Origin of the sequence: Pseudobutyrivibrio sp. LB2011, assembly GCF_000701765.1 — a bacterium.
Lineage (GTDB): Bacteria > Bacillota > Clostridia > Lachnospirales > Lachnospiraceae > Pseudobutyrivibrio > Pseudobutyrivibrio ruminis.
Window position 1 is genome coordinate 181,361 of the sequence record NZ_JNJS01000001.1, and the last position, 23,888, is coordinate 205,248.

At 37.8% G+C, this 23,888-nt stretch carries 23 protein-coding genes; 19 read left to right on the forward strand and 4 right to left on the reverse strand.

Annotation, left to right across the window (positions count from 1 at the left end; all coding sequences use genetic code 11):
* Positions 1-2: 2 nt before the first annotated feature.
* From T375_RS00785 to T375_RS00825, 9 genes are all read left to right on the forward strand, one after another.
* On the forward strand, positions 3-1,295 hold the full coding sequence (locus T375_RS00785; RefSeq protein ID WP_044933833.1) for a hypothetical protein: 1,293 nt from the start codon (positions 3-5) through the stop codon (positions 1,293-1,295).
* A gap of 220 nt (positions 1,296-1,515) precedes the next feature.
* Positions 1,516-2,100 (forward strand): 50S ribosomal protein L25, encoded by a 585-nt coding sequence (locus T375_RS00790; protein WP_044933835.1) that lies wholly within the window; start codon positions 1,516-1,518, stop codon positions 2,098-2,100.
* Between the two features lie 128 nt (positions 2,101-2,228).
* The gene (locus tag T375_RS00795) at positions 2,229-2,549 is read left to right on the forward strand and encodes a nucleotide pyrophosphohydrolase (RefSeq protein ID WP_044933838.1); all 321 of its coding nucleotides are present in this window, start codon (positions 2,229-2,231) and stop codon (positions 2,547-2,549) included.
* 88 nt (positions 2,550-2,637) lie between these two features.
* Positions 2,638-3,576 carry a DMT family transporter gene (locus tag T375_RS00800; RefSeq protein WP_242839249.1) on the forward strand — a complete coding sequence of 313 codons (939 nt, stop codon included), beginning with the start codon at positions 2,638-2,640 and terminating at the stop codon, positions 3,574-3,576.
* A 40-nt stretch (positions 3,577-3,616) separates the two neighbouring features.
* Positions 3,617-5,755, forward strand: a complete 2,139-nt coding sequence (locus T375_RS00805; protein WP_044933840.1) for a DNA/RNA helicase domain-containing protein — start codon at positions 3,617-3,619, stop codon at positions 5,753-5,755.
* 35 nt (positions 5,756-5,790) lie between these two features.
* On the forward strand, positions 5,791-6,024 hold the full coding sequence (locus tag T375_RS00810) for a GlsB/YeaQ/YmgE family stress response membrane protein (RefSeq protein ID WP_044933843.1): 234 nt from the start codon (positions 5,791-5,793) through the stop codon (positions 6,022-6,024).
* 18 nt (positions 6,025-6,042) lie between these two features.
* Positions 6,043-6,444 carry a (deoxy)nucleoside triphosphate pyrophosphohydrolase gene (locus T375_RS00815; protein WP_044933845.1) on the forward strand — a complete coding sequence of 134 codons (402 nt, stop codon included), beginning with the start codon at positions 6,043-6,045 and terminating at the stop codon, positions 6,442-6,444.
* Between the two features lie 176 nt (positions 6,445-6,620).
* Positions 6,621-6,845, forward strand: a complete 225-nt coding sequence (locus tag T375_RS00820; RefSeq protein WP_044933847.1) for a hypothetical protein — start codon at positions 6,621-6,623, stop codon at positions 6,843-6,845.
* A 72-nt stretch (positions 6,846-6,917) separates the two neighbouring features.
* A complete protein-coding gene (locus T375_RS00825; RefSeq protein WP_044933849.1) occupies positions 6,918-7,766 on the forward strand; it encodes an FKBP-type peptidyl-prolyl cis-trans isomerase in 849 nt (282 codons plus the stop codon).
* 83 nt (positions 7,767-7,849) lie between these two features.
* Here the strand turns inward: T375_RS00825 and T375_RS00830 are convergent, their stop codons facing one another.
* A complete protein-coding gene (locus T375_RS00830) occupies positions 7,850-11,194 on the reverse strand; it encodes a UvrD-helicase domain-containing protein (protein WP_044933851.1) in 3,345 nt (1,114 codons plus the stop codon).
* A gap of 185 nt (positions 11,195-11,379) precedes the next feature.
* Here T375_RS00830 and T375_RS00835 point away from each other — a divergent pair, with 185 nt between their 5' ends.
* The 6 genes from T375_RS00835 to T375_RS00860 all read left to right on the forward strand — a co-directional run bounded on the left by T375_RS00835 (position 11,380) and on the right by T375_RS00860 (position 16,757).
* Entirely contained in the window at positions 11,380-12,423 is a 1,044-nt protein-coding gene (locus T375_RS00835) for a DUF2971 domain-containing protein (RefSeq protein WP_044933852.1), read from the forward strand.
* Between the two features lie 231 nt (positions 12,424-12,654).
* On the forward strand, positions 12,655-13,116 hold the full coding sequence (locus T375_RS00840) for a hypothetical protein (protein ID WP_044933854.1): 462 nt from the start codon (positions 12,655-12,657) through the stop codon (positions 13,114-13,116).
* 95 nt (positions 13,117-13,211) lie between these two features.
* Positions 13,212-13,514, forward strand: a complete 303-nt coding sequence (locus T375_RS00845; RefSeq protein ID WP_155952388.1) for a hypothetical protein — start codon at positions 13,212-13,214, stop codon at positions 13,512-13,514.
* A 60-nt stretch (positions 13,515-13,574) separates the two neighbouring features.
* Complete coding sequence (amrS, locus tag T375_RS00850) at positions 13,575-14,411, forward strand: AmmeMemoRadiSam system radical SAM enzyme (protein ID WP_081821922.1); 837 nt, start codon at positions 13,575-13,577, stop codon at positions 14,409-14,411.
* 15 nt (positions 14,412-14,426) lie between these two features.
* Positions 14,427-15,812: an AmmeMemoRadiSam system protein A gene (gene amrA / locus T375_RS00855; RefSeq protein WP_044933860.1), complete on the forward strand. Its 1,386-nt coding sequence runs from the start codon at positions 14,427-14,429 to the stop codon at positions 15,810-15,812.
* 96 nt (positions 15,813-15,908) lie between these two features.
* The gene (locus T375_RS00860) at positions 15,909-16,757 is read left to right on the forward strand and encodes a DegV family protein (RefSeq protein ID WP_044933862.1); all 849 of its coding nucleotides are present in this window, start codon (positions 15,909-15,911) and stop codon (positions 16,755-16,757) included.
* Between the two features lie 2 nt (positions 16,758-16,759).
* Here the strand turns inward: T375_RS00860 and T375_RS00865 are convergent, their stop codons facing one another.
* Positions 16,760-17,917: an MFS transporter gene (locus tag T375_RS00865; RefSeq protein WP_044933863.1), complete on the reverse strand. Its 1,158-nt coding sequence runs from the start codon at positions 17,915-17,917 to the stop codon at positions 16,760-16,762.
* Between the two features lie 78 nt (positions 17,918-17,995).
* Positions 17,996-18,463, reverse strand: a complete 468-nt coding sequence (locus T375_RS00870; protein ID WP_044933864.1) for a methylglyoxal synthase — start codon at positions 18,461-18,463, stop codon at positions 17,996-17,998.
* Between the two features lie 110 nt (positions 18,464-18,573).
* Here T375_RS00870 and T375_RS00875 point away from each other — a divergent pair, with 110 nt between their 5' ends.
* Positions 18,574-19,389: a Cof-type HAD-IIB family hydrolase gene (locus T375_RS00875; RefSeq protein WP_044933866.1), complete on the forward strand. Its 816-nt coding sequence runs from the start codon at positions 18,574-18,576 to the stop codon at positions 19,387-19,389.
* Here the strand turns inward: T375_RS00875 and T375_RS00880 are convergent.
* On the reverse strand, positions 19,386-20,507 hold the full coding sequence (locus T375_RS00880; RefSeq protein ID WP_044933868.1) for a 5-methyltetrahydropteroyltriglutamate--homocysteine S-methyltransferase: 1,122 nt from the start codon (positions 20,505-20,507) through the stop codon (positions 19,386-19,388). The two genes, T375_RS00875 and T375_RS00880, sit on opposite strands and share 4 nt — an antisense overlap.
* A gap of 199 nt (positions 20,508-20,706) precedes the next feature.
* On the opposite strand from T375_RS00880, the gene T375_RS00885 reads away from it, so the two are divergent.
* From T375_RS00885 to T375_RS13025, 3 genes are all read left to right on the forward strand, one after another.
* Positions 20,707-21,609, forward strand: a complete 903-nt coding sequence (locus T375_RS00885) for a LysR family transcriptional regulator (RefSeq protein WP_044933870.1) — start codon at positions 20,707-20,709, stop codon at positions 21,607-21,609.
* 177 nt (positions 21,610-21,786) lie between these two features.
* Entirely contained in the window at positions 21,787-22,500 is a 714-nt protein-coding gene (locus T375_RS00890; protein WP_044933872.1) for a LytR/AlgR family response regulator transcription factor, read from the forward strand.
* A gap of 2 nt (positions 22,501-22,502) precedes the next feature.
* Positions 22,503-23,798 carry an ATP-binding protein gene (locus tag T375_RS13025; RefSeq protein WP_049960227.1) on the forward strand — a complete coding sequence of 432 codons (1,296 nt, stop codon included), beginning with the start codon at positions 22,503-22,505 and terminating at the stop codon, positions 23,796-23,798.
* The last annotated feature ends 90 nt before the right edge of the window (positions 23,799-23,888 follow it).

The following is a 23,888-nucleotide window of genomic DNA, read 5'->3' on the forward strand; positions in this document are numbered from 1 at the left end:
AGATGAATTTGACGGATGATAAAATAGAAATCAAATATAATTGGAAATATAGATTTACTTATATATTTTTTTCTTTAGCAGTTTATGCTTTTGCGGCAATTTGTATAGTAGATGTGCTGTCCTCGGAAGAAAGACGTGTATACTGCATTACTGACAATATATGGCATATAATCGGTTTTTTAATATTTTTAGGAGTTATATTATTGTTTACATATGGAGCTGCTTCTGCTTTATATGACCGGATAATCATAGAAGGAAGTTACATCACTATTAAGCAAATATTTACAAAAACAGCTGATGGTGATTCTAATTTGATAGAGTATTTTTCTTTAAAGAAAGATAGCAAGGTAAAAAATGCGAAAGCCCTTGAAATCTATTATCAAGGAGAGTGCTGGTCGTGCTCAACTGCAGATTTAACGTCCAATAAACATGAACTAATTGAGTATTTGCAAAAAAGATGTAACAAGAGACCGGTGAATAAGAGTGCTTCAAAGAAGGAGGAAAAGCAGGAAAAACGAGAAAAAATGTATTTTAAACCACCTTCATTGATTGCTAGATACTATGTTATGATTTCACGCTATTTGTTTAATATAGCAGCTTTGATATATTTCTTTTTTATTCAAGGTGGGGAGATTGTTCCTACAAATCTATTGTGGAAAGTGTGTATGGTGGCCTTTATATGGGTGGCTGCGAGAATCATTTTCTGGCAAGATGCTATGTTGTTTCAATGGAACGACGAGTTTCCGGACAAAGTCAATTGCAAAAGAAAGTTTTGGTTCAATCCAGATTTCTTTTTGGCTACACCGATAATTGGAATCGTATTATTGTATATGCGTGCTCGTTACGCTTGTAATAATTATCATATATACGAATTGGGCTATATGAATGTAGCTATTTTAGTTTTTACGTTTGCTTTTTGGCTAGTAATGTCAATCATAAAAAATGTTTTTTATGGAAGAAATACGATGCCAATCAGGACAAATATGGTAAGGCAGCTTTTAATTTTGTTTGTGATATTGATGCTTTCAGGGCAGATTGTGTACTGTGGTTCTATTATGCTTTGCAGAGAGCCAACAGTAATTACTGCAGAATTACGTAGCAAACACAGTTATAGTAGTCGAAGAGGAGGCACCACCTACATATTTCAAGTTATAGATGATGATGGACTATACGAAGAGTATAAGGTCTGGTCAAATACATACAGCCAATACGAAGAGGGCGATGCGGTAACCATATTGGTTTACGAAAGTGTATTTGGCACAGAGTTTAGACATTTGGAGGAAGAGTACGACTAAATTTAATAAAGGATGGATAAAAATAGCATCTTATTTGACGTGCGTCAAATAAGATGCTATTTAAAGGATGTAAAAGGAGAAGTAACAAGTAACACTTGACTATTAAATAAAAGAGGACTATAACAGAGTCGAACACGAGAAACAAACGAAACGCCAATTGAATATCGACATTCCGCAAATTTCCCTGCTCAAATATTTGTATTTTAGGAGGAAGAGACAAATGGATACTTACAGAGTACAAAGACGTGACATGGAAAAGAAGGCAAAGAGGTTGAGAAGAGAAGGCTACGTTACAGGTAACCTGTTCGGTAAGGATATCGAACAATCAATCCCACTCCAGTTCGAGGTTAAAGAGGCTGAGGCTCTTAGAAAGAGCGGACACACTCAGATGACTTTGGATTTGGAAGGAAAGAAGTACAATGTGTTACTTAAGGAACTACACTATGATGCAGCTAAGCATCAGATTGTAGAGATGGATTTCCAGGAGCTTGTTAAGGGCGAGGTTATCCACGCAACAGCAGAAGTTGTTCTTGAAAACAAGGAAGCTGTTACAGAAGGTGTTTTAGAGCAGCTAGTATCAGAGGTAGCTTACAAAGCAAAGGCCGAAGATGTAGTTGAGAAGATTGAAATAGACTGCAGCTCACTGAGACTTGGTGATACAGTAACTGTTGCAGATCTTGCTATTTCAAAGAACAAGAAAGTTGATGTAACCACAAACGCTGACCAGGTAGTTGTTGAGGTTATTGCATCAAAGAACCAGGTTGCTGATGCTGAGGATGAGGATTCTGAGCAGGCAGCTTCATAAAAGATATGATTTAGGGAGTCTCCGTTGGAGGCTCCTTTTTTGTAGGGATGGATAAGAAAATAAAGTGCCATAAAAGTACTGCTGTGCTATACTAGCATTGTTAGAAAACACAAGAAAAGGGATATGTTATGACACAGGAAACTATAGATCGTATAAGAAAAATGACAATAGATCGTGATTGGGACCAGTTCCATACACCAGCAAACTTGGCAAAGTCTATTTCCATCGAGGCAAATGAATTGCTTGAGTGCTTCCAGTGGAGCGACGATGATTACGACATCAACCATGTGAAGGAAGAGCTTGCAGATGTAATCGTGTATTGCAGAAACATGCTCGATAAGCTTGGCCTTGACGAGGATGAAATCGTAAATGAGAAGATGGATAAGAACGAGGCAAAGTATCCTGTGGAGAAGTCTAGGGGAAGCAATAAGAAATATACAGAATTATAAGAATAAGGCTGCACTTTTTGTGCAGTCATCTTTTTAACGTGGGAAGAGTATTTGAAAAAGAAAAATGATTAAAGAGAGAAATTGTTAATTGGAATCAATCAAGAAAAATAAAGTATCACTTAGTAATAAATATGTAGTTTGTGCTTTAGCTATAGTCTGTTGCTTGCTGTGGGGCAGCGCATTCCCTAGCATCAAAATCGGATATCGTATTTTCGGAGTGGATGCAGCAGATTCAATGTCGCAGATTTTATTTGCAGGAATTAGATTTTCGCTTGCAGGAGTGTTGGCGGTAATCTTTGGAAGCATTTCACAGAAGAAGGTATTAGTACCAAAGGCAAGCTCATGGAAAATGATATGCACTCTTAGCATTTTCCAAACTATACTGCAGTACTTTTTCTTTTATATAGGCCTGGCACATGCTTCAGGAGTCAACGCATCAATCATTAATGGAATGAGCACATTTTTTGCAATCCTGCTTGCATGCTTGGTGAAAAAGCAGGAGCACATGACAGTCAGCAAATTGACAGGATGCATTCTTGGAGCAATCGGAGTAATCCTTGTAAGTTTGAGTAGCGGTAGCATCGGAACTGGCATCGCTTTTAATGGTGAGGGATTCATCCTTATTGCATCTGTATCCTATGCAATTTCTTCGGTGCTTATAAAGGAGTATTCTCAGCATGAGAATCCGGTAACACTTAGCGGATACCAGTTTATCATCGGCGGCATAGTGATGATTTTAGTTGGCCTGGCAGGCGGAGGCAGACTTCACCAATCATCAGGACAGGGAATTCTTTTGATAGTATACCTAGCACTGGTTTCATCAGTTGCCTACTCAGTGTGGGGACTTTTGCTGAAGTACAATCCAGTTTCTACCGTTACTGTATACGGATTTACAAATCCAATCTTTGGAGCGTTGCTATCAGCCATTTTCCTGAGAGAGTGGGGAAACATTTCATGGAAATCATTGGTAGCGCTGGCGCTTGTAAGTGCGGGTATTTATATTGTTAATAGTGGGAAGATGAAATAAAGAATATTTATGATAAGAAATAGAATGAGGGGATTGTTCGATGAATAAAAGTAGTCGTTGTTTATACAATGGTTCTTTTGAAGAATTTTTGAATGAGACAGAAGAGTCTATTTTAGGCACAATTTGTCAGAATTATCATGGAGATATAGGAACAACTTCGAGAAATGCTTGGGTTGATGAAATATCTATTATGAAAAATATTATATCTGAATTTAGAGTGCCAAATAGTCAGATCATTTTTGAATATGATATTCCACGTCTAGGAAAAAGAATAGATGTGGTCCTTTTGCTCAAGGGAATTATATTTTGCTTGGAGTTTAAAGTTGGCGAAAAGCATATTCTTGAAGCAGATGTTGATCAAGTTCTTGATTATGCTTTAGATTTAAATAATTTTCATAAGTACAGTCAGAATAAGGTGATAGTACCTATTCTTGTTGCTACCAAGCATAATGGAGCATCAAGCGTTATACAACCATCTGGATATACGGATCGAGTGATGAATCCTTTAATGACAGGAACCGAAGGATTATATAGTTTAATATCTATGGCACTGAACTCATTTCCAAAAGAAGAAGCCATAAATGAAAAATGGATTAATAGCCCATATGCTCCAACACCTACAATAATAGAAGCTGCAAGATCTCTTTATGAAAATCATTCAGTTGAAGATATAACTAGACATGAGGCTGATAAGGTATATACAGACAGAACGATAGCATATGTTCTTGATGTTATTCATAAGAGCAAAGCTAAGGGTGAAAAAAGCATTTGTTTTGTTACTGGAGTACCGGGAGCTGGAAAAACTTTGGTAGGTTTAGATGTTGCAGTTAAACAAACATATCAAGGTGGTGATTCTCCAGTTGATGATGAAGGCGCAGTATATTTGTCAGGAAATGGTCCACTAGTAGCAGTACTTACAGAAGCATTAGCTAGAGATAATTATGAAAAGTGTAAGGTACTAAATAAAAAGAAAACTAAGACAGATTCAAAACGAGAAGTTGGCAAATCGATCCAAATGATTCATAGATACCGAGACAATATGCTACATAAAATAAAGAATCCTGTTGAAAATGGAAAGCTGGAAATCGACCCAGAAAAAGCTGAGCGTAATGATACATCAGGCTTTGGTGAGGTTGAGCATGTGGCTATTTTTGATGAGGCACAACGAGCATGGACACATGAACGTTTGGCGGCATATTTAAAGAGAGGAGGTACTTACGGTAATAAACTAAAAGTGCCTAATTTCCCTGTTTCGGAAGCAGCATTTTTAATATGGTCTCTAGATCAAAGAGAAGACTGGGCAACTATTATTTGTCTTGTTGGTGGTGGACAGGAAATTAATACAGGTGAGGCAGGTATCTCAGAGTGGATTAATGCTATTAATGAGCATTTTCCACACTGGAAGGTATATATATCACCAATGCTCACTGAGCCTGAGTATGCTGAGGGAAAGGTAAACGAATTACTGGAAGTAAACAATAATGTAACTTTTTCAGATGATTTGCATTTAAAGGTGTCCCTTCGCTCATATAGAGCAGAAAAGCTATCTGCATTTGTACATTCCGTTTTGACTTTTAATCCTAATGCAAAAAATATATATGAGGAAATAAAAGACAATTATCCAATTGTTTTAACAAGAGACATGGATAAGGCACGAGAATGGTTACATAAAAAAGTTAGAGGTACAGAACGTACTGGGGTTTTAGTTACAAAGGAAGCGGCACGTTTTAAACCTTTGGCTATTCATATCCTAGAGACAGGAGATGAAAATGCCGTTCATTGGTTCTTGGAAGATAAAGATGATACAAGATCGTCAAATTATCTTGAAGACGCGGCTACTGAAATTCAGGTTCAAGGATTAGAACTAGACTATACATGCCTTCTTTGGGATGCAGATATGAGATATGATAATGGTAAATGGAGATATTATCGTTTTAATGGAAGCACTAAATGGATAGAAAGGACCGGTAAAAGCGAGAAAGAACAGGAGCAGATGAAATATATGCTTAATGCGTATAGAGTTTTACTTACTCGTGCAAGAGCGGGAATGGTAATCTGTGTGCCTAAAGGTAATTCAAATATGACACCTAGTGGCTTTTATGAAGACAATACTCGTTTACCTGAGTTTTATGATGGAACATATGAGTATTTGAAAAGTGTTGGATTGATGGAGATTTAATATAAGTATCGCATACTATATGGAGGTTATAATTTATGAGTTTAATATTTGGACTATTATTTGGAGCATTAGCAGGCTTTATCGCTAGCTTTATTATGGGAGAAAAGTCTGGATGGATTAAGAATATCATCCTCGGTATAGCAGGTGGTTTTGTAGGAGGATTTGCATTTGATATTTTAGGGCTATCTGCCAGCGGGCAATTCGGAAGTCTTATTGTATCTGTGGTAGGTGCATGTATCTGTATTTGGTTGGGCAGAAGATTATTCTAGTATCGAAAAGGAATTCATATGAAAACAGTACGTGTGGTTGCAGCAGTCATAAAAGCTGAAAATGAGAATGGCCAGCCAATAATATTCGCTACCCAAAGAGGATATGGTGAATACAAAGATGGTTGGGAATTTCCTGGCGGAAAAATCGAAAAAGGTGAAACTCCACAGCAAGCATTAAAGCGTGAGATTATGGAGGAGTTGGACACAGAGATAAGTGTTGGTGAATTGATTGACACTATTGAGTATGACTACCCAGCATTCCACTTATCAATGGATTGTTTCTGGTCTGAAATTGTAAAAGGAGATTTGGTTCTTAAGGAACATGAAGCAGCTAAGTGGTTGACTAAGGAACAGCTTGGTGATGTTGATTGGCTGCCAGCGGATATTACGTTGATTGAGACGCTTGAAGAGAAAATGTAGATATACGGCTAAAAGATGATTATAAGAAAAAGAAGTAATCGCCCCGGCCAAGGTTCGATTACTTCCTATCTTATAAGTAATTAATTAACCAAAGGGCTGTCCGTCTATCGGTAGCGCCTTTTCTTATATTGAATAATACTATAGATTGATTAAGTTTTCAACAAAAGAGAATAGATATGACTTACCAAATTAAGAAAATCCTAGAAGCAGACTATGGATGTGAAGAGCGACCTGCAGGTTACGTACCGCAGGTCCTTGTGATATTACAAGATGAGGCCGGCAACCAAATTGAGCGCGAAGTCCCTGATGCAGATTTATATGCTAGAAATATCAACGAAGGTGACCTAGTGTATTTTGACGAGGCGGGCCAGATTCAAAAGGAAGTAAATGAAAAGCATTAAAGCGTAGTCATTTGCTTAATACTCCTTTTGCAGTTATAATAGCAAGGACTTTGTTTTTAAAAGGAGTATAAAATGAGAATAGCAGTTACATATGAAAATGGTCAGGTGTTCCAGCACTTCGGACACACTGAGCAGTTTAAGATTTACGAAGTAGAAGATGGCAAGGTTGTTTCATCAGAGGTTATCGGTTCTGACGGACAGGGCCACGGTGCTTTGGCTGGTCTTCTTAGCAACAATTCTATCGACGTACTTATCTGTGGCGGTATCGGTGGCGGAGCACAGGCAGCTCTTAGCGAGTGTGGAATCGAGCTTTGCGCTGGTGCTTCAGGAGATACAGATGCAGCAGTTGAGGCATACCTTAAGGGTGAGCTTATCAACTCTGGTGTAAATTGCAATCACCATGGCGAGGGTCACACATGTGGTGATCACGAGGAAGGACATAGCTGTGGCGGCCACTCTGGTTGTGGCGGATGCCATTCTGAGCCAGCGTTCGAGGGCAAGAATGTAGGCAAGACATGCCGTACGCACTACAGAGGTACATTCAACGATGGTACACAGTTCGATTCATCATACGACAGAGGCGAGCCACTTGAGTTCGTTTGTGGCGCAGGCATGATGATTAAGGGCTTCGACAAGGCTGTTGCAAACATGGAAGTTGGCGAAAAGGTTGATATTCACCTTATGCCAGAGGAAGCTTATGGCCAGCGTGACGAGGAAGCAGTTTTCACAATTGAAATTGCACAGCTTCCAGGTTCAGAAAACTTAGAAGTAGACCAGCAGGTATACTTACAGGATCCATATGGCAGACCATTCCCAGTAAAGGTCGTTGCAAAGGATGATACAAACATCACTCTTGATGCAAACCACGAGATGGCTGGCAAAGAACTTAACTTTACAATTGAGCTTGTAGAGGTAAAATAACACACAATAGAGCGGTGCTTGGCACCGCTTTTTTATGGGGAAAAACCATAAAAAAAGAAGTAATCGCACCGGTCAAGGTTCGATTACTTCTTTTCTAATTGCTCTTTTAAATTTTTTAGTTGTTTCTCAGAAATAGCATCGAAATAATTATTGCATTCATATGTAGGATGGAGCTTAGGAATATGTTCTTTAGTTTGTAATATATAGTGATTCTCTAAGGACCAATTGACTATCTTAATAATCTCTATGTAAGACATGCTAGCTAACATTCTATACTCTGGGACGGTATAAAGCTCATACTTTTTTATTTTGTCAGAATTTCCTCCGTTTAAAACAGTAACTAAGGTTTCTGTATTGAAATAATGGTTTTCACTTATATGTATTAAACAATTAAGAGTAGTATGTAGAAGCTCATTTACATGGTAATCTTTGTACATAACTTGGTTTAATCGTTCTATTTTTTTTGTGTAGTCAGAAACATCCTGTTTTGATTTCGTATTTACGTTAGTAGATGATGAGCTTTCTACATCAGGAGTTATATTTTCTTCCTTCTCGGTTGTTTGTTTAATTTTCTGTTTATATTCATTTGTAAAATTGTCAGGGATGATTTCTTCAAATACTTTTTGAGTAGAGTATTCCTGAGGGCTCATGGTATTATTACAGCCAGTACCATCAGTTTTGTAATTTGTGCATGCTAAGAAGTACTCACCACGAGCTGCTTTAACAATTAAATATCCGTCTTTGCAACATTCACATTTTAAAATTGAGAGCTTTCCTGCTCGGTATTCATTTGTCATGAAACCGCATACTTCAGGTTCATTCGTACAAATAAATAAACGAAGACCGTAGGAATTTTTGTATTTATATTGCATTGGATAGCCACAAATAGGACACTGCTTTATTGCTAATTTATTTTCTACAGGGTTATCGTTCCATGAGCCTTTAAGAACCACATTCTTATAATCTTTTTTTATTTCTAGCAAAAATTCAGAAGGATTTTGTTCTGGCGCCACAAAGTAAACTCGATTTTTGGTTCGAGTCATTGCTACATAGAATAGTCTACGCTCTTCAGCATAATCTATAGAATTATCTCCTTTAATTACAAATTTTAAAACAGGGTCATCCTGAATTTTTGAAGGAAAACCATATGTCTCGTTTTTTCCATTAACTACTATGACATTATCGTAACCTAAGCCTTTTGACATATGTACTGTCATAAAGGTGATTTTAATTCTAGGATATTTAACTGACTTGAGGATATTTCCTCTGTTCTTAAACTCAAATAGACCAGTACGTTCTAAGTGGTCACCTTCAAATGTATAACGACCTAAGAGTAGAACAGTACCAACATCTTCTTTACCTTCAGCTTTGTTATAAGCAACAATTTGATCAAGTGCATATTCAACTGCCTGTGCTTGAGCGTACAAAGCTCCTGTTCGGCGATTAGCTCCAGGAATCTTCGCAGCAGAATCATAGGTATAGATGATTACAGGGTCTTGAATAGTTTTAGGTGAAATAAGTGATTTTGTAATTTGGCTAGGGTTTTTCTGTACAAAGTTTCCTGCAATATCGATTATATCTTGGGCATTACGATATGTTCGAACTATCTTCAGTAATTTAGCATAGCCCATTTTTTCTTGAAACTTTGTAAATAGTGTTATATCTGAGCCACTGAAAGCATAAATCGATTGCCAATCATCACCAACTGCAATGATTTTTGCATCACAAATGTCAGATAAGGCTGATGTTAGATCGAATCGTTGCCGAGATATATCTTGATATTCATCTACAATAATATATTTAAAATGAAGGCGTTGTTTCATTTCCTTCTTTTCGCGTAGTATCCTGGCCGAATTGTTAATCATATCTTCGAAATCGACTAGATTATTCTCTTTGAGGTATCTTTCATATTCTAGATAGCAATCCTGACAGATGTTTAAGAAAAGGCGAGAACGCTCATTTTTTGTAGAATGGTACATTCTGTCAAATTCCTCAACACCATATCCATTTGTTTTGAAATTATTGATAAAACGGCATATCAAGTTTACAAGTCTTCGAATATATCTAGTTTCTTCGGTGGAAACAAGTTTTTCCATCAATTCTTTATTAGTTTTACGTTGCAGAACAAAGCCAGCCTTCTCAAGCTTTTCTTGGAGATGCTCAGTAATAGAACGGTGGTCTTTGAATGATGAAAAAGTGTATATCAGTTTTGTATTATGTTCTCTATGCAGAAGAATTTTGTCATTAATGGAGCTCTTATAGCGAGCTAATTCAGCCTCTGAAAATCTGTTATTTGTTCCTTCTTCAGTAATACCAAAATGTTCTATATAAGCGACTTTATCACCTTGTTTGATTATGAAATCTGGTGTGTATGGCTTGCGTGCATACATTATGTTATATGGATATCTTGGCTCATATTCGTAGTTGATATTATTGAGATATAAAAAGTTTGCAATTTCAACTTCTTCATATGAACGTACAACCTCATTCTGGATTGTGACCATTTTTTTAGTGCGTTGATCCAGAACTTCACGTTTGAAATCTTCCAGGTCGCTTCGCATAGTAGAAAAATTAGATTTTGCTATTTTATTGAAAAACTCATTTAAATCAGATCCTTCATACGGAGCATCAAAATAAGACGAGAAGAATAGAATCATATTGTTTACTAGACTCTCGTTGGTAAGTACAGATTTTTTAAAATAATCAATAATAAGAAAATACAAACGGTATCCATCAAAGATATTAAGTTGCTCTGGGCTATTGATGTGTAGTATCGCATTTCCAGTAGAGTGGAAAGTGGTGATAGGACAGTCAATTTTTAAATCTTTATTAATTTTGTCACGAAGTTCACCTACTGCTTTATTAGTAAAGGATATTACCAAAATATCTTTAGGATCAATATTTTGTTTTTCCACTAGATATTTTACTTTAGCAGCGACGGTAGTTGTTTTACCTGCACCCGCACCAGCAATAACTAGTGAATAATCTTCATCAGAAAGAATTACTTTTCTTTGGTCTTCATCTAAGGAAATGGCAGGGTCTACATCATGAAGAATGTTATCAAGATACTCTTTTTCGCTAATTAAATGCTTGGCTATGTATGCATTATTGAAATTATCAATTGTAGATTCTAACGATTCAAATGTGTCTACTGTTTGTTTGACAAGTGTCTCGTCAAAAGAGTTTTGTGCGCAGTAAGAAGAAAGCATACCGCTTTTGATTAGGATATTAAAAGTCTCAACGGTATCCTTATAAGTATCTATTAGGCCTAAATATTCGCTCTTAGCTATATAATGGTCGGATTCGAGTAACTTATTTAGAGTCTCATTTAAGTTAAGAATTTCCACGCAGTCTTGAGGTAGATCTTCACGTGAAAATGTGATGCTGGCCTTTTCTTTTCGGTTGAATAGATTATTTAGAAAACCCATTTCAACTGGAAATAGACAAAGCTATTTCTCGTGCTCCCTTCTTATAGTTTACATAATAAATTATGATAATACATAAATGCGAAAATTTTGTTACTTAATTCTTTAAATGCATATGATTATATAGAATTCGTATATACGATAATATATAATTGGCATAAATATATATATATAGGGAGAAGGATGGTATGTATTATATAAACAAGGAAGATATAGAAAGCTATCGTTTTGCTATAGCGAAAATTGCTTTTCTAGAAACACAAGATGATTTTAAATTGGTTCAGGATATTCCAAAGAGCAATTGTTTGGAGTGTTTCTATAAACAAGATAATAAAGTAATAGTTTCATTATTTAGAGAACCGACAATTAAAGTAGATAAGAATAAAAAGGCATTTTATTTTTATCAAAAAACTCATGTAAAAAGAGCAGTGGCAAAATATGAAGGGCATAATAGAATTCATATTGAAGAGTTTTCGCCAGTGTTTGATGAAAAATATAATATTTATTTTGAACAGGCTATAAGTAGCCCGAAAGCTTTTATGGAAAATAAACAGTATTTGGAGTTCTTAGATGGAATTCTTTTAAAGCGAGAAGACATAGAAGAGAACGATGAAAAAAAGTGGTATAAATACTATTCTAAAGAATCCATAATTAGTAACAAACATGGATTAGTAGACGGAACTATTTCGTTTAGTAATCCCAACAAATTTAATGATCCATTTGATGTAAATTGTTCATTTGCAAATAGTCAGGATATAAGTGATTTGTTTAGAATCTTTTGTGTGGCCCCTTCGCCAGAAGAAATATTATTATGGTCATATTATAGTTCTGACCATAAGGGATATTGTTTTGAATATCGCCATAAAGATATCATGGAGGCTGTATTAGCGAGCATTACCGATGGATTATTTATCATTGGGAACGTCACATATAGCAATTATAGACCGAAACAAAAATCTAAATTAAATAGGATTTCATTTTCCGAGGTGAAATTCTACATAGAGGCTGCCTTTACTAAATTTGAAGAATGGAGTCATGAAAAAGAATTTAGATTTGTTTTATTATCACAGAACTTTAAAGACGCAGACGACTACATTTCATATAAAGTTGATGTTGTAAATATTTATAAAGGTATAAAAGGTGATGGAACGCTAATAAAGGATGGTAAAGGCAATATTATTACTCCAAAGCCAATATCAAAGGATAGTAGCAAATATTTATTACATAGTTAGTAGATTTTGAATGGCATATTGAAATCATATAATAAAATAGAATTGCATGTTATTGAGCAAGTTTTACTCAAAACGATGTAAGATGCCAACGAAGAACGCTTGGAATGCTACCCAAAGTGTGTGTGGTGACAGTATTATGAAGTAGCTGATACAGATTTATATACTAGAAATATTGACGAAGGTGACCTGGTTTACTTCAATGAGGAGGGCCAGATTCAAAAAGGGGAATAAATGAAAATACTATATAGAGTTTTACAATGTACATGGGGATTGCCACAGACATTAGTAGGGGCAATATATTTTTTATTGAACAGAGACTGCAAGCATTATTCCTACAAGGGGGCGATAGTCACAGAGTGGAAGAGCAAATCTAGCCTGTCCCTAGGGATGTTTTTGTTCGTTTCGGATGACCCATTTTGTTTCTATCCAAATCAGAAAGAGGAGTATACCAAAGAGGACTTTTTAAAAATGCTTATGGTGCATGAGTATGGACACACCATCCAGTCGCTGATATTTGGGCCGATGTATTTGATTGCTGTAGGAGTGCCATCTATTGCTTGGAGCTTTCTACCTGTTTACGTAAAGAGACGCGAAGTGGAGAAGATATCTTACTTCTCGGCTTATCCAGAGCGATGGGCCAATCACTTGGGAGAGAGGATCTCCGGGGACGTGTCTATAGGTGAGCCAGTGTAATAATGTATATAATATGGGATATTTAAGGCCTTAAATATATCAATGCTTGATTGGTGATATTTACATATGATGTTTCTTCTGAATTTATTGCGTTGATGAAATTCATTGAATATAATGAAGATGAAGAGACAAATAACATCATGGCCTCATCAATTCTTGAAAAAATAAAAGCACGAGTCGCAAGGGTGAAGGCCAGCGAGGAAGTGGGTGTTAAATATATGCAGAAATGGGAAGAAGAGGCGCTTATTAGGCATGAAGCGATAGAGCAAGGTCGTAATGAGCAGTTAATAGAATCAATAAAAACTTTGATGTCTAATATGGGCATCACAGCGGAAGAAGCAATGAAAAACCTTGGAGTAAATCCCGAAGATTATGAGAAATATTTAAAGCTAATATAGATTACAGAGCGGTGCGTAGCACCGCTTATTTTCTAAGAAAAACTGGAAATGGGAGGAGTTATGGCAGTATGTAACCTATGCTACAGGCATTGCAACATTTCAGAAGGTAAATATGGTTTCTGTCAGGTGAGAACCTGCAGGGAGGGCATAATCGTGCCGGAGAATTATGGGATGCTCACGGCGATTGCTATGGACCCGATTGAGAAGAAGCCGTTGAATCGATTTTATCCGGGCAGCTATATTCTATCTGTGGGAAGCTATGGCTGCAATTTGCGATGCCCATTTTGCCAGAACTATCACATTTCATGGGGCGATGAAGTGGATGATAGTAAGAGAGAGGCAAGGTTCGTATTGCCTGAGACGCTGGCCCAGATAGCTGATGAGCAGCGTGCAAATGGAAATATTGGAGTGGCTTTTACTTACAATGAGCCTTTGATCTCGTACGAATACATTTTAGATACAGCAAAGCTCCTTTCGGCAAAGGGCCTGAAAACTGTTTTAGTATCAAACGGAATGGCCGATGTAGCTACGGTGAATGAGTTGTTCTCCTATGTAGATGCCATGAATATCGATTTGAAGGGCTTTACAGATCATTATTATGAGGAAGTGTTAAAGGGAAACAGGCAGATGGTAATGGACTTTATCCAGGAGGCGGCGAAGCATTGTCATGTGGAGCTTACCACGCTGATTATTCCAGGGGAGAATGACTCTGATGAGGAGATGGATAAGCTAAGTGGTTGGATAGCTTCAGTAAATCCAGAAATACCTCTGCACATTTCCAGGTTTTTCCCAAGATTTCATATGGTAGATAGGGACGCTACGCCAGTGGAGACTATCTATCATTTAAAAGATATAGCGAAGCAACATTTGAAATATGTTTACACAGGAAACTGTTAAGGGAGGGGTTATACTATGGCAATTCTAGCAGCATTTATGGTTCCACATCCACCGATGATTGTGCCGGCTGTAGGCCGCGGTGGCGAGGCACAGGTTCAGGAGACTATCGATGCCTATGAAAAGGTGGCAGATGAAATAGCGAAGCTTGAACCGGATACAATCATCATCACTAGTCCCCACAGCATTATGTATTCGGACTATTTCCATATTTCTCCAGGGAAGGGAGCGAAAGGTTCATTCGCCAGATTCAACGCACCGGAGGTATCTTTCCAGGAAGAATATGACACAGAGCTTGTAGATAGAATCAACGAAATTGCCTATGACGCTAGCTTTCCAGCGGGCACACTAGGTGAGCGTGACCCTGAGCTTGATCATGGCACAATGGTTCCTCTTTGGTTTATAAGGAAGAAATATGCCAAGGGGCAGATTGTGCGCATCGGGCTTTCCGGCCTTGGTTTGTTGGATCACTATCGCTTAGGTCAGATGATACAGGAGGCTGTGGATGAGGTTAATCGCAAGGTAGTTTTCGTTGCCAGCGGTGATTTATCTCACAAGCTTCAGGACTATGGGCCTTATGGATTCGCCAAAGAGGGACCTGTCTATGACCAGAGGATTATGGACGTGGCCGGCCGTGCAGCTTTTGAGGAGATGTTTGAATTTAAAGAGGATTTCTGCGAGAAAGCAGCAGAGTGTGGTCATCGTTCATTCGTCATAATGGCTGGCGCTTTGGACGGAAAGGCTGTAGATGCCCATGTATATTCTCATCAGGATGTGACAGGTGTTGGCTATGGAATTGCATCTTTTTATGTGACGGGAGAGGATGAGAATCGTCGTTTTAGAGATACTTATCTGGCAAAGCTGAACGCTCATTTACGGGATTCACAGGAGCCGGCTGACGAATATGTAAAGCTTGCCAAGAAATCCCTGGAAAGCTATATATTACGGGGCAAGGTGCTAGATATGCCAGATGATTTACCTAAAGAGCTGGTATCAAAGCAAGCCGGAGCATTTGTATCCATCCACAAGGCTGGTCGTCTGAGAGGCTGCATTGGAACAATCCTTCCTACCACCGAGTGCGTGGCAGCAGAGATTATTCAAAATGCCATCAGCGCCTCCACCAGAGACACGCGCTTTAATCCAATCAGCCCAGAGGAGTTGCCTGATTTGGAAATCAACGTGGATGTACTAAGTGAGCCAGAACCTATATCTTCACCAAATGAACTAGATGTGAAACGCTACGGTGTAATTGTAAGCAACGGAAATCGTAGAGGCCTATTGCTTCCAGATTTGGATGGGGTAGACTCTGTCGCACAGCAAATTTCTATCGCCCGCCAAAAGGGCGGTATCGGCATGGACGAACCAGTTCAGCTTCAGCGATTTGAGGTTATAAGACACAAGTGATAAGAAAAAAGGCTTGCATTCCTAATTGCAAATAATTAAAATAACTGAATTAAGATATATTTAATTTTTTAGGTAATTAGGAAAGGACACAATAGAATGGCAATAAGAATAATCACAGATTCCGCTAGTGATATCTCGCAGGATGTAGCTAAGGAATGGGGAGTGACAGTATTACCCATAAATGTAAGATTTGGGGATGAAGAGTATTTAGATGGTGTTACACTTTCCGCAGAGGATTTTTATCATAAACTAATCGAAACTGATGAAGTGCCTAAGACAAGCCAGATTTCACCTTATGTTTATGCGCAGGAGTTTGAGAAGGCTGATGAAGCTGGGGATGAGCTTATTTATTTCTGCTTATCATCTGGAGTTTCTGGATGCTATCAAAGTGCCATGCTTGCAGCAGCGGATTACTCAGACAACATACACATCGTTGATACAAAGCAATTCTGCATATCTGAGTACATCATAGTGCAAAGAGCAGTTATGCTTAGAGACGAAGGAAAATCTTGTGATGAAATTATTTCTATCATCCAGGAAGAAATGAAGAGTGTGCATGTAATATCTGCCTTTGATACTTTGGAGTATTTGAAGCTTGGCGGAAGACTTTCTTCAGCGGCAGCTTTTGCAGGAAATATGCTAATGATTAAGCCTGTAATCACAATCGAGGATGGCTTGGTTAAGGTTATCGGCAAGGCTAGAGGCTCAAAAAAGAGCCACAATATGCTGACAGAATTTGTTACTAATTCTGGTGGGATAGATTTTAGCAAGCCATTGTGCCTTGCTTATTCAGGTTTCTCCCAGGAAGTACTTACTAAATATGTCGAAGATTCAAAGGCTATTTACGAGGGCCATGAAGATCAACTTCAGTACACAGTAGTCGGCGCTACAATTGGTACATACGCAGGCCCAGGCGCAATAGCACTTGCATATTTTTCGTTATAAAACTAATCTTTTTTAATCCAGCGAATCTTTAATATTATTACTGATATTAGTGATAAGACGAAAAATGCTGACAGCATCATAACAGCCTGGCGGAGGCCATACATATCTCCTAAATACCCAGTGAGGGCAGTGAATACCACGCCTCCGATACCAGTGGCTGTTGTGATTAAGCCTGTGGATGTAGCCTTGTGATTGCCAGACAAAGGCATGGCAAGATTCAAAACACATGGATAGATTGCGCCGCAAGCGAAGCCCAGTGGAATGCAAAGCAGAAGCACTGCCACATCACTGGAAAGCTGGGCGATGAGTACGGTTATAGAAGGAATTGCTACTATTGCACTAATTAGTATTTTGTAAGCATGTTTAGCGTTATGGCCTACTAATACTCGCGATGGAATCATAACAATCCAAAACAGACTTAAGGCATATTTTCCTAAGGCAGATTTAAATTCATTAGCAAATAGAGTATCTACAAAGAAAGCAAATCCATTTTCATACCCAACATAAATACACATAACCACACAAAGCATGATGATTCCGGCCAGAATAAATGGACCAGCGGACGTAAATTCTTCCGTAGTGGTATCTGCTAATTCTCTGAATTCATTTTTAGATGAAACTATGTCTATCAGTGCAGCAGCACTGGCTACACATAGAAAGACAAATAATATTTTCCAACTGAATCCCATATTCAAATACGCAGCAACAACTAGAGGCGCTACAAATGCACCTAATGCATACATGGATGTGAGATAGCCTATTTTTTTGTGGTAACTGATAGGATAGTAATCAGCAAGAGCTGCAATGGAAATAAACTGGAGGGCACTTGTAGTGAGTCCTAAAAAGAAGACTCCACCTACAAAAAGCACCTTCGATGTCAAAAGGCCAATCAGTAAAGCTGCTATCACTTGTATGGAAAGCAGGATTTTAATACATTTCAATTTATTAGTTCTATCTGCCCATGCGCCAAGCAGTATTGGCGCAAGCATTGTGGCAAAAAGCTCTACAGAGGCAAATAACCCCTTGGTTGTTGTAGATAAATCGTATGTATTTCCTATATTTAGTAAACTGGCCTGATAACCTCCAGCTTCAAATCCATTGATAAAGATTATAAAAAAGAATACCAACCATAAAAAATCATTTCGATCTTTAGTTCTCATACTCAACACATCCCCAATAAAAACTATAAAATGATACTAGAAAAGTATATCAAGAGAATGTGTCTATTTTGGGTGGTACTATAGTGTGTTTGCTCGATCAGCAATATTTTTTTGGAAATTGATAACGTCGTGGTCGTAAGGTGTATCCATAAACTCTGATTTAATCATGAAATCAGCGGATGCCTTGTTGACTGCGATAGGAATGTCGTAAACCTGAGCGATTCGCATCAGAGCCTTTACATCAGGATCGTGTGGCTGAGCTGTGAGAGGGTCAGAGAAGAATACGATTAAATCGATTCTGCCTTCTACAACCTTTGCGCCGATTTGCTGGTCACCGCCGAGAGGGCCTGAGTTGTAGCCTCTAACAGGAAGTCCTGTTTTGTCGGAAATCATTCTGGCTGTAGTTCCTGTGCCGCATAAGAAATGATTCTTAAGAATTTCTTTGTTGTCTTCGCACCACTGAATAAGAAGTGGCTTCTTTCCATCATGTGCGATAAGAGCAATGTTTTTTTGTTTCCCAATAGTAAGTGTAATTTTATCTTCCATAAAAACCTCCAGTCATTATTTTTGCTAGTGCTATTTTAATGTTTGAGGAGGGATATCTCAAGTGAAAAATCCATTTGACGTAACCTAATCGGCTTGCTATGATATGCCTTATGAAATATAAAGCAATAGCACTAGATTTAGACGGAACTCTTTTAAATAGTAAAAAAGAGGTTAGTAACAAAAACAAAGAAATAATAATGAAAGCTGCAAAGGCAGGGGTAAAGATTATACTTGCATCTGGCCGTCCAGTACCAGGCATTAAAAAGATTGCAAAGCAGCTTCACCTGGAAGAGGTAGGAGGATACATACTGGCGTATAACGGTGGTATGATTATCGACTGCAAGACAGGAGAGGTTGTCCGCAGAGAAACTATTCCTGAAAAGTACTATGCAGATATTCTTCGTTGCGCAAACAAATTCAATGTTGCCACACTTACATATGATTCAGAGGGCATCATTTCAAACGACGAGAATAATCAGTACGTGCAGCTGGAATCAAAAATCAATAACATTCCAATCAGACAGGTATTCCACCTGGATGAGGAAGCACAGCTTGATCCACCTGTTAAGTTTTTATGCGTGGGTGATCACAAGGTTCTTAGAAATGTAGAAGCACAGCTTAATGAAAAGTTTAATGGCACTGTTAATGTGTTCTTCTCAGAGCCATTTTTCCTAGAGATAATGCCACAAGGAATTGAAAAGGCATCATCTCTAGAAATATTGTTAGGAAGTCTTGGCATTGATCGCAAGCATCTGATTGCCTGCGGCGATGGTTTCAACGACATTCCTATGATGCGTTACGCAGGTCTTTCTGTTGCCATGGCAAATGCACAGGATGAGACCAAGGAATGGGCTGATTTTATTGCACCATCCAATGATGAAGATGGAGTAGCAGTAGCAATCGAAAAATTCATCGAGCTGAATTAATCGTTCTGCCATACCTCTTCAGCAATTTCTTTTACTAGCTTCAGCTTAGCCCACTGTTCTTCTTCGGTAAGCTTGTTGCCAATTTCGCAGGAAGCAAAGCCACACTGTGGGCTTAAAGCTAGACGCTCAAGTGGAATATATTTTGCTGCTTCGTAAATACGTTTTTTGATAGATTCTTTATCTTCAAGCTGAGGACGCTTTGTTGTAATAAGCCCCAGCACCACCTTCTTATCAGAAGATACCTTTGCAAGAGGGGCAAATCCACCAGAGCGAGCATCATCGTATTCAAGGAACAAAGCATCCACATTTTCTTTTGCAAATACATAGTCAGCAACTGTGTCGTATGGGCCACTTGTAAAGAAAGTAGAGTGGTAGTTTCCTCGGCAGATGTGTGATGTGATTGTCATATCTGCAGGCTTGTTTTCAAGTGCCAGATTATTAACTTCAAGAAGCTGTCGCTTCACTTCTTCAATATCAATTCCAAGGCTAGCATATCTCTGCTTTGCAGCAGTGCCGACAATAGCACCCCAAGTACAATCATCAAACTGAAGATTACGGCAACCAGCATCGTAGAATTGTTTAATAACATCCTGATAAGCAGCCGCAATATCATGAATCAATTCATCATTGTTAGCATAGAATTTTCTGGTAGATTCAAAGTTTACAGGAACAATCATCTGCTGAAATGTTTGAGCTGGGGCAGGGATAGTATATTTAGCAACTGTATTTTCATCCTCAAACTGCTTTAAGAATTTATAATACTCAACAAATGGATGAGCCTTTGCTTTGATTTTGCCTACAAGATAAGTGTCATCAAGTAAAGCAAGCTCACCATCAAAATCAACTCCGCCGCCTGTATTTTCATGGGCAACTCCCTCGAATCCCCACATAAAATCAAGGTGCCAGAATGATCTTCTGAACTCGCCATCGGTGATTATATGAAAACCAAGCTCTTTCTGCTTAGCAACAACCTTTGTGATTTCCTCATCAACCACCTTGTTGAACTCATCCTCGCTGATTTTGCCAGCTAAGAAGTCAGCCTTTGCATCCTTAAGGGCCTGTGGGCGTAGAAAGCTTCCTACAAAATCGTATCTGTATGGTGTCTTAACATTACTCATTTTCTTATTCTCCTTTTGATTACTATAAATATATTGCGCAACGTTCATTAACTTATGTTGAGGATTATAGGCCTAGTTGATTAGTAGGTAAAATATAAAAAATGATAGTTTGACCATAGATAAAATCTATTAAGAAAGTTATAATTATAAATAAATCTATTGATGGTTATTAAGGGGCAATATTTAGGAAGGTTAGAAAATGACTTTAAAACAGCTTAGATACGTAGTAGAAGTAGCAGAAACAGGAAATATTACAGAAGCAGCAAAAAGGCTGTTTATCGCACAGCCAAGCTTAACATCTGCAATCAGGGAACTGGAAAATGAATACCACATCACCATATTCAACCGTTCCAATAAGGGAATCGAGATCACTCCAGAGGGAGATGAATTCTTAGGATACGCCAGACAGGTGCTTGAGCAAACAAATCTTATAGAAGAAAAGTACACAGGAGCTGGCCACAGCAAGCAACGCTTTTGCGTATCAGCCCAGCACTATTCATTTGTAGTGGAAGCCTTTGTAGAGTTGCTAAAGCAGTATGGCGGTGACAAATACGAATTTCATATGAGGGAAACCCAAACCTACGATATTATCGAGGATGTGGCAAGGCTCAGAAGTGAAATAGGTATTCTGTATCTGAACAAATTCAACGAAACTGTCATAAAGAAAACTTTACGTGACAATGGCCTGGTGTTTCATTCTTTATTTAAAGCTAAGCCTCATGTCTTCATTGGAAAGAACAGTCCACTTGCAAAGAAGAAAGCGTTGACGTTGGATGATTTAAAGGACTATCCGCGCCTTTCTTACGAGCAGGGAAGCCACAACTCCTTTTATTTTTCAGAGGAAATACTTAGCACCATCGATAGTGACAAGGAAATAATTGTAAGAGATAGAGCGACGCTCTTTAATTTGCTGATTGGCCTTAACGGATATACCATATGTAGCGGTGTTATCAGTGAAGAATTAAATGGTCCAAGCATCATCGCAAAGCCACTAAAGGTGGATGACTATATGGAAATCGGTTACATCTTACCTAGCAATGTGCCACAGACCACGCTGACAAAAAACTACATAGAAATGCTTATGAAGTATACTAAATCTTAAGAAAAATGGAGAAAGAGCCAGTCACTATAAAATACATAGCAACTGGCTCTTTTAAAATGTTATCAATCAATAAGTATGTTAACAGATATCTTGCAAAGTTCTATTGGTTTGGCATATTATGTCGATTTGAAGACATAAATGGTATACTTACACTAGAATATAGAAGGGGGATAGTAGATGCTTAGAATTGCGATTGTTGAAGACGAAAAAGAATGTCAGGCTAGCTTGATAGAGCATTTATCCAGATATGAGAAGGAACATGCAGACAATTTCATCGTCAGAACATTTTTTGATGGAATTGATATCTTGGATGATTATACTTCAGAATACGATTTGATTTTCTTGGACATCCATATGAAATATCAGGATGGAATGACTACGGCGAAAAAGATTAGAGAGCTTGATGATAGCGTAATCATTGTTTTTATCACAGCTCTTGCACAATATGCCATTGATGGATACAAGGTCAACGCATTAGACTTTATACTGAAGCCGGTGGTATATGAACAATTCCAAGGAACTATGGACAAGGTTTTAAAGACTGCTGACAAATATCAAAAGAGCAAGGAACTAATTGTCGCAGAAGATGGAGCCAAAAGAAAAATAGATACAGAGGATGTCTATTACATAGAGGTAGTTGGGCATACTATTGTTATTCATAGTAAATCTGGCATCTTTGAAACTAGAAGTAAAAGTTTAAAAGCCATAGCGGAAGATTTAAAAGAATATGGATTTGTTCAAAGTGGACAATCCCATCTTATCAATCTTAAATATGTGGATAGAATAAAGGGGGATGTGGTTACCGTGGCAGGAGAGGAGCTTTTTCTTAGCCGAAGCAGAAAAAAGGAATTCATCACAGCCTTTGGTGATTATGTAGGAATGGAGATATAGCTATGGATAATTCTTTCAATGTTGGATATCTTCTGGAAATGCTAATACCTGTTTTGGGAATATGTAGTGTACTTAATAAAAAGAAATATCCATTGATAAGAGGTGCGTCTTGTGTTTGTTTGGGGCTTCTTCTTGACTTTGCCATGACAGGAGTACTTATTCTGTTTGGATATGAGGGGTCAGATTATTCGGATATAACTTCATCTACATATATATTCCTTTTGTTTTGGTTTATGGCCATATGGATAGCGGTGATATTTGGAATATATTTTGCTACAGAGGTAAATTTTCACGAGGCAATCTATCTGTTTGCAATTAGCTATTGTATTGAGCATATTTTTTACTGTATAAGAGAACTCTTTGATTATTGCACAGGCGGCAGGATACCGGATAATCAACCAATACTATATACCGTCTGTCTTATAGGCTCTTTTATAATGGCTTATTTTTGGTTTGCTAAATCTACAGTAGTTGATGGCAAATATTTGATAGAGACTCTTTCTGCTACATCTGCCACAGTTGTAATTTTGCTTGTAGTTTGGTTTTTAAGCATTATTTCGAGTTTTAATAATATTGGCCATATCCATGCTGTATATGCTATTTTAGCAAGTCTGTTTATTCTGATAAATCAAAGAGCTCAGCTTATCAATGAAAAAGAAAGAAGAGCATTTAGAATTAAGGAACAACTTTGGAAAGATACCCAGGTGAGATATCAGTTTTCAAAGGATGCCATGGCAGTAGTCAATCAGCATTATCATGATATGAAGCACCAGATTAATGCTTTGGCTAATATGGAAAGCGATGAGAAAAGACGAGGTATTCTATCTGAGATGGAAAATGACATAGCAATATATGATGCTGTAGTTCGTACGGGTAATGATCTTCTAGATACGGTTTTGACTGAAAAAAAGCTGATATGTCATAGCAAAGAAATAAGGATGAGCTGTATGGCAGATGGGGAGCAGCTTAAGTTTATGGATGAAATCGATTTGTATACTTTGCTAGGAAACGCGTTAGACAATGCGATTGAAGCAAATGAAAAGATTTTAGATAGAGCAAAGAGATGGATATCAGTGCAGATTCAAAATAAAAAAGGGATTGTTTTAGTAGAAATCATTAATCCATACACGGGTACAATTAAAATGCAGCATGGCCTGCCTATCACATCTAAAAGTGACAAGCTAAGCCATGGATATGGCACCCAAAGTATCAAAGCTATTGTAGAAAAATATGATGGCAATCTAACTATTAAAACTGAAAATGATAAGTATTTACTTAGAATTATTTTTTCTGAGTAGAGATGCAGATTATGACAAAAAATGTGCAGGCTGTGACAAGGCCTGCATTTTTTTTAATGATTTTGTTATTCTCTCGATAAAGTTATCAAT